Below are 1,909 nucleotides of genomic sequence, written 5' to 3'. Positions count from 1 at the left end.
CCTCGGCTCGTGGGCGCGGCGAGGTGAATACGCGACCGCGCCCGGCAACCGGTTCCGCTGGTTGAGGCACCCGTGCACGGCGCGGGTGCCTTGTCCGTGCCGGCCTAGTGTTTGAGGAGTGCCCTGGCTTCCTCGGCCCCGGCAAGGAGCCGGTTTGTCCGGTTCGCAACCTTCCAGCCATTCTCTGTCCGCACCAGTTCCCAGCGGTTCGCACTGACACGCTCGGCGATCCAGACGCCGTCGCGGTGCACCAGAACCACCGAGTGGCTGACCGCCGTGGCACTGTCCCCTGCAATCCGGATGGTGGGAGAGCCCAGGAAATGTGCGCAGCCGGCCCGTATGAATTCACGGTGGGAGTCGAGCTCCACCAGCGCGCCAATCTCTGAGCGTTCCAGCGTGGTGGAGTCAAAGGTGTACGTCCCGGCGCCGTCCCAGAGTTCGCTGATTCCTGCACCGTCGGCTGTATCTGCCAGCGGTCCGTAGCTGGCCAGGATTTCGACGATACTGGCCCGGTCTTCCAGCGCCTGGAGGCGCTCTTCCAGGCTTTTCACCAGTCCTGCCACGGAACGATCGTCTTCAGGGGGGCCGAGAACAAGACCTTGCCGACTTCCGCCGGCGCGTTGATTCCTGCGTTCACGGCGCACTGGGTTTCCAGGATCCTGCCGGTGGTTTCGGTTACGTCCTCATCCAGGTAAAGCAAGCGGATCCTGAGCGCACCGGGACCATATGCCCCGGCGGAATCGAAGGGCAGTGTTGAGTGCTGCTGGAGATGGCTAAAGGAGAAGGTCCAGGCGCCGGCGACACCGGGCACCTCCAGCAGCTGAGGAATCAGGTTCCTGTCTTCCCACGCGTGCCAGTCATGTGTCTGAGCACCATGCGGTTCATCGTGCTGGGTCAGCGTGATGTGAAGGCCGCGGTTGGGGCGATAAGGCAGTACATCCGGGTCCAGCAGGATCCGTGGCGCGGAATAACCCTTGACCGGCCGGAAGAATCCCAGCAGCGGTCTGCGCACGCCCGGGATGATGGGGCCCCGGCCCCATTGGAAGGAGGCTTCGCCGAGCCGGTCCCACTCTTCAACGCTTTCGTGGACCGGTGAGCGGAACCAGTACATGGCAACGTAGTCGGTCCCCTCGAACGGGCTCGCGGCCACCTGACCTGTTGAGGAATCCCTGGATCTCCCCCACCGGTCGCCCCAGGCGACTCCGGGCAGGGCAAGATTTTCCGGACGATGGTCCAGCTGGTGCCAGCGGTTGTATGCGCCGTGCTGGGAGGCGTCCGTCAGTTCCACGAAAGAGAAAAAAGCCAGGTCAGCGAGCATCGGTCTCCTTAGGCTAACGCTTGTTTGGTTACGCTATCAGAGAGTGGTGGTGGCGTGCAGCAAAGAGGCCTGCTGTTGCATGGGCGGGGAGGTGGCATACAGGAAAACGGCCGGCCTGCCGCCGACGGGGATCCAGGCTCCGGCCGGAACGATTCGCAGCCGTTAAACAGATGAAGATCCATACATCCTTGTATGGATCTTCATCTCTACGGTATGTCCGGCGGTGACCTACTCTCCCACACCCTCCCGGGTGCAGTACCATCGGCGCTGCGGGTCTTAGCTTCCGGGTTCGGAATGGGACCGGGCGTTTCCCCCACGCTATGACCGCCGTAACCCTTTGTCCTCGCTTGCGCGGGAAAACCTGGGTCACGCGCCGCATTCCTGATTCGAGAACCAGTCTGCGGCGGTGATGCTCTACTATCTTACCCCGTCCTTGGAGTGCTTTTGACCATGATCCCGGCCTGCGCCCCTCCCCGGGGCGGGGCCCGGAACTCGTTAATAGTTGTCCGGCGGTGACCTACTCTCCCACACCCTCCCGGGTGCAGTACCATCGGCGCTGCGGGTCTTAGCTTCCGGGTTCGGAATGGGACC

2 protein-coding genes and 2 rRNA genes are annotated in these 1,909 nt (G+C 63.4%); all 4 read right to left on the bottom strand.

Annotated elements, in window-relative coordinates:
* Window positions 1-104: 104 nt before the first annotated feature.
* The gene (locus tag TVC13_RS17990) at window positions 105-551 is read right to left on the bottom strand and encodes a nuclear transport factor 2 family protein (RefSeq protein WP_422402492.1); all 447 of its coding nucleotides are present in this window, start codon (window positions 549-551) and stop codon (window positions 105-107) included.
* Window positions 548-1,318, bottom strand: a complete 771-nt coding sequence (locus tag TVC13_RS17985) for a hypothetical protein (RefSeq protein ID WP_422402491.1) — start codon at window positions 1,316-1,318, stop codon at window positions 548-550. Before TVC13_RS17985 ends, TVC13_RS17990 begins: the two co-directional genes overlap by 4 nt.
* A gap of 215 nt (window positions 1,319-1,533) precedes the next feature.
* Window positions 1,534-1,650: ribosomal RNA gene (gene rrf, locus TVC13_RS17980) — 5S ribosomal RNA — on the bottom strand.
* A 172-nt stretch (window positions 1,651-1,822) separates the two neighbouring features.
* Window positions 1,823-1,909 (bottom strand): 5S ribosomal RNA (gene rrf / locus TVC13_RS17975); the annotation flags it as partial.

It is taken from the genome of Arthrobacter sp. 3Tela_A (assembly GCF_049311025.1).
Taxonomy (GTDB): Bacteria; Actinomycetota; Actinomycetes; order Actinomycetales; family Micrococcaceae; genus Arthrobacter_B.
This window is presented reverse-complemented; position numbering and strand designations above follow the sequence as displayed.

Coding starts and splice junctions, on each gene's coding strand:
- TVC13_RS17985 (WP_422402491.1), bottom strand. CDS start 1,318: ATGCTCGCTGACCTGGCTTTTTTCTCTTTCGTGGAACTGACGGACGCC.